Source organism: Bacillus cereus (genome assembly GCF_002564555.1).
Classification (GTDB): domain Bacteria; phylum Bacillota; class Bacilli; order Bacillales; family Bacillaceae_G; genus Bacillus_A; species Bacillus_A cereus_K.
The window spans coordinates 1-4,471 of sequence record NZ_NUVD01000016.1; the positions used below are offsets into that span (position 1 = coordinate 1).

A 4,471-nucleotide genomic window follows, 5' to 3' on the forward strand; every position below is an offset into this window, starting at 1 on the left:
CATTTATTCTCTTCCCCTTTGAATAATTTTATGTAATATTAAAATTGACAAATATGACGAACTTTTAATATTATATAAACTATAAAATATGGCATAATTCGCCATATTAAGGGTAATAATATCATATTTTGACAAAAAAAAAACGTATTTTTCACATATTTATTTATTTATTTATATTTTTAAAGATTTTTAATGTTACGAGCAGTAAGGAATATGGTTTCTCAAAAAATAACTTTTTGAAAAATAGTAATTCATGTATAATACAACACATATAATTGACAAATGGAGTGAGAATATGACACAAATATCTCGATCTGAATTACTTGAGAAGGTAAAAAAAAGAGTATTAACATCTCTACCTCAGGGTCATTCTCAGAAAATCGCTTTTGTTTCTGTAGGATTTCCAAATAAGCGCGCTTTCGTATGGCAAACGCGCCATGAAAATCCTAATAGAATTTGGACAAAGATAGAACGTCATATTGATAGATATTACAACGTTTCACCATGGATTAAGATTGACGTTGTCGATTCAATACATACAATGAGTTATGAAGAGTTAAAGCAACAATTTGACTCTATGGAAAGAAATAATTATTTTAGATACGGCATTGCTTTTGATGATCGGTTTGAAGTAGCGTTTTTAGAGCAAGAGATAAATGCAAATGCTATTTTAAAACCTGGCCCTAATTATCGAATTTCACAATTAGGAAATGTTGAGCTGCAATTTGATTTTAATAATCTTAATAATTACATTTTCGAAAAGTATAAAAAGCCTTTCTTCTTAAAAGCAGAAAGGCTCCACTCACAACCTTTACATGTATTCACAACGAAGTCATTTCTTATTGAAGAAAGCAGTACATTAATTGACTTACAAAAACGAGAATTGTATAACGGAATCCGCTTTATTAATAGCAAAAATGAAAAGAAACTGCTTACTCATATTGTGAAAGATGGCGGAAACTTTTTAGCGAATCAAATTTTAGATGAAGGTAAATTTGTATACGGTTATTTCCCTTGCTATGATCATACATTAACAAGCTACAATACAATTCGACATTTCTCTAGTTTGTATGCTTTATTAGAAGTTGTTGAATATACACAGGATTTTTCTTTGATAAAAAAAATAAAAACGTCTATTGATTGGGGAATAAATAATTTAAGTACATTGGTAGAGGACCAATTATTTTTTGTTGAACAAAATAGCGGAGAAATAAAACTAGGGGCTCAAGGTATGGCTTTACTTACTTTGAGTAAATATATGACGATTACTGATTCGAGAGAATATCAAGAATATGGTTTGCAAATTGTTTCAGCTATGGAAAGAATGATAGATCATGAAGGGAATACTGTGCATGTTTTAGATGCGGAGACGCTTGAGATAAAAGAAGAGTTTCGTACAGTTTATTATGACGGGGAAGCTGTATTTGGATTACTACGCTTGTATACTTTAATAAAAGAAGAACATATTTTAGAAATAGCAAAACGCATTTTTAATTGTTTAATTGAAAAAGAGTATTGGAAATATCATGACCATTGGTTAAGCTATGCTACAAATGAAATTACTTATTACATTAATGATATTGATTATTACGAATTTGGAATAAAAAATGCTTTTGAGCATTTAACATTTATCGATAAGAGAGAAACGGCTTATCCAACTCTTTTAGAACTTATGAATTCTGCACATTTACTAATAGAAAAATGTAAAATAGAACATCCTGAATTACTAGAAAAATACGATGTGGAAAAGTTTGAAAAAATTAGAACAAAGCGTGCTCGACATGAACTTACAGGTGTCTTTCTCCCAGAAGTAGCGATGTATTTCAAAAATCCTCAAAGAATATTATATGGATTTTATTCTAGGCATGATCGCTTCAGAACAAGAATAGATGATGCAGAGCATTTTCTTTCAGGATTTATTAACTACTTAAAAAATCCTTGTTCTTGAATAGATTAATGTGAATTGTAACTAGATATTAAACGGTTGTAATTAAATTTTGCGTCCTGTTTCAATTGTATAACGCATATTTGATATTCGGAAAATAAAGAGGGGTTTTTATGGGGAAAATAGGGGTTTATTTCTTAAACTTGGATTATGGAGAAAAATTAACAGGAATTGAGATAGCTTCGTTAAAAAGAGCACAACTCTTTGATAAATTTCTAAACTATGACGTAGAATTATTATCGATAAAATATAGAAGAATATTAGATCAATACAGATGTATTTATTCAAAGGAATATAATTTTTCAAATAAGATAAATTTTGAAAATCTATATGAATACTTTCAGCATTCAGAAATACGAAAAACGTTTAAGGATGTTACTGATGGTATATGGGCCTACTCAAAAGAACCTAATAAAGAACATGTTGTTAAAGTAATAAATGAAGATAAAGACATTATAAAATATACCGTATATCATGAAGAAGATAACCAAAAAATTAATTATATTAATCACTTTATTCATGGAAAAAAATATATGCGGGAACAATTTGATGAATATGGTACGCTGTCAAATAAACAATATTTTGATGAGGCACAAAAAATAGTACGTGAAGAATATTATAGAACAGACGGCACAATAGCTTTCATTAAAGATATTAATAAAAATACAATTTTATTAATGGATGAATGTGGACATTTTTACAAAAATGTAACTGAAGAAGAATTAATTGAAATGTGGATTAGAAAAAAAATAGAGAATGATGATGAGAGTATTTTATTTGTAGATAAAAACCGATTTTATTACGATATTGTAAAAAGGGTACGAAATTCAAAAGTTCATATCATACCTATAGTTCATAGTACTTTTTATAATAACCCAAACGATAAATTAACAGGAACTTTAAATTCAAATTACATCCCTATTTGGAAAGATTTTGACCAAGTTGAGAAGGTTGTAGTGCTAACACAAAAACAAAAACAAGATATTGATAATAGATTTGAAAAAAATGAAAAATTAGTAGTAATACCTCATGCCATTTCAGATGATATTCAAGAAGTTCCTTTTACAGAACGGGATCCTAACAAATGCGTTCTATTTGCAAGATTGGCCCCTGAAAAACAAATTGATAAAATGATTGAAATTTTTACTTGTGTAGTACAAGAAGTTCCTTCGGCAACTTTACATATTTATGGAGAAGGTAAAGAAAAAAGTAAACTATTAGATATAATAAAGAGAAATAATATGGAGAAAAATATCTTTATACACCCCTTTACTCTTCAGACAAAACAAATTTTAAATGAAAGTAGCTGCTTTTTATTAACCAGTCGTAATGAAGGTTTTTGTCTAGCTGCACAAGAAGCGATATCTTGCGGATGCCCAGTTATTTGTTTTGATATTGATTATTTAGGAGATTATTTAAGAAATGGTGATAACTCAATAAAAGTTGATCAAGATAATATAGAGCAGTTTGTTGAAAAAGTAATTACTTTGCTAAAAGATGACACAAAAAGACGTATTTATAGCGAGAATTCTTATAGAATTATTAAAGATTTTACAGGAGAAGTTATTTCGACAAAATGGGAAGCATTAATAAAAAGTGTATTAATGCCAGCAAACTATAAGGGGTAGTGACAGGGGTAGACTTATCCCTGTCAAATAGACAACTGTAAAAAAGACTATACAGCCATCGAAATTCGATATTCGATTGGAGCTCGCTGATTGAGTCGTTTTTGGAATCATTTGTAGTTATAATGATAGATGTATGTTTCAATTGCTTGAATTAGTTCTCCCTTTATTTGATAGTCATTAAGATAAAACATTTCAGATTTAAAATGAGAGAAGAATGATTCAATGCAAGCATTGTCATGGCAGTTTCCTTTGCGGGAATGGCTGCCGATGGCGCCTAGCTGTTGAAGCATACGATAATAAGTAGGAGATGTATGTTGGAATCCTTGATCTGAGTGGATGATGGCTCTATACACATCTCTTTTTTGTGTTGCTAAATCTAATGTTTTTAGAACAAGTTGTAAATCATTGCGATGTGAGAGTTTTCAAGCAACGATTTCATTATTGTAAAGGTCTTGAACGACCGATAAATAGAGAAATTTATCTTTGAATGGCAAATAAGTGATATCTGTGACAAGTACCTCATTTTGTTTGCGGTTTTGGAATTGTCTTTCTACTACATTTGGGAAAATCGATTGAATGTGAAGCTCTCGCATAAGTCTATATACTTTTTTGTGGTTCACGAAAAATCCAGCCTCTCGTAAGGCGATTGTCATGCGAGGAGTACACCCAACAATAATGTACTCATTTCCAAAACCTCCACCAGGATTTCCTTTTTGCTGCCGCTATTTCTTCCTGGACTGATACAATCGTACGTTTAGCATCTTGAATCTCTCTGACCATCTTCATAAGATTATCATCCCTTTGCTCTAACCTCTTTTCTATCCTTTCTTCACGTTCCTTCCGATCTTTGATGTCTTCCTTTATTAATTTATTTCTTCCTTTAATATCCTCTTCGATT

5 protein-coding genes are annotated in these 4,471 nt (G+C 30.1%); 2 read left to right on the forward strand and 3 right to left on the reverse strand.

The genetic code is table 11. The annotated features are described in order from the left end of the window. Nucleotides 1-295: 295 nt before the first annotated feature. Both COI75_RS08890 and COI75_RS08895 read left to right on the forward strand, forming a co-directional pair. Nucleotides 296-1,948 (forward strand): hypothetical protein, encoded by a 1,653-nt coding sequence (locus COI75_RS08890; protein WP_000192159.1) that lies wholly within the window; start codon nt 296-298, stop codon nt 1,946-1,948. A gap of 110 nt (nt 1,949-2,058) precedes the next feature. Next, nucleotides 2,059-3,573, forward strand: a complete 1,515-nt coding sequence (locus COI75_RS08895) for a glycosyltransferase (protein WP_000516090.1) — start codon at nt 2,059-2,061, stop codon at nt 3,571-3,573. 107 nt (nt 3,574-3,680) lie between these two features. On the opposite strand, the gene COI75_RS27625 is transcribed toward COI75_RS08895, so the two are convergent. The 3 genes from COI75_RS27625 to COI75_RS08905 all read right to left on the reverse strand — a co-directional run. Continuing rightward, on the reverse strand, nt 3,681-3,863 hold the full coding sequence (locus COI75_RS27625) for an IS3 family transposase (protein ID WP_368665676.1): 183 nt from the start codon (nt 3,861-3,863) through the stop codon (nt 3,681-3,683). 132 nt (nt 3,864-3,995) lie between these two features. Beyond that, a complete protein-coding gene (locus tag COI75_RS26480; protein ID WP_000150653.1) occupies nt 3,996-4,226 on the reverse strand; it encodes an IS3 family transposase in 231 nt (76 codons plus the stop codon). 28 nt (nt 4,227-4,254) lie between these two features. After that, the coding region (locus COI75_RS08905) for a DUF3967 domain-containing protein (RefSeq protein ID WP_141535092.1) at nt 4,255-4,471 on the reverse strand (217 nt) is incomplete at its 5' end.